The sequence below is a fragment of the Pseudoalteromonas sp. T1lg10 genome (assembly GCF_002964545.1).
GTDB lineage: Bacteria > Pseudomonadota > Gammaproteobacteria > Enterobacterales > Alteromonadaceae > Pseudoalteromonas.
In genome coordinates this window covers 1-247 of sequence record NZ_PQBV01000042.1, presented here as the reverse complement: position 1 = coordinate 247, position 247 = coordinate 1, and the positions used below count along the sequence as shown (strand labels likewise).

The following is a 247-nucleotide window of genomic DNA, read 5'->3' as shown; positions in this document are numbered from 1 at the left end:
CACATGGCAAATGCCACACTATCATCGACGCTGTTTCGTTTCACTACTGAGTTCGGCATGGGGTCAGGTGGTTCCAAAACGCTATGGTCGCCAAGCAAAAACTTGTAAATTCTTTTTTTGCTCTAAAAAACCCGGCTCTTTGAGCCGGGCTTTCTTAAATAGGGCCCTGACGATGTTCTACTTTCACATGGCAAATGCCACACTATCATCGACGCTGTTTCGTTTCACTACTGAGTTCGGCATGGGG

General features: G+C 47.0%; 1 rRNA gene. It reads right to left on the bottom strand.

What is annotated here, in order from left to right:
* Nucleotide 1: 1 nt before the first annotated feature.
* Nucleotides 2-95, bottom strand: a 5S ribosomal RNA gene (gene rrf / locus C2M17_RS11285).
* Between the last annotated feature and the right edge of the window lie 152 nt (nucleotides 96-247).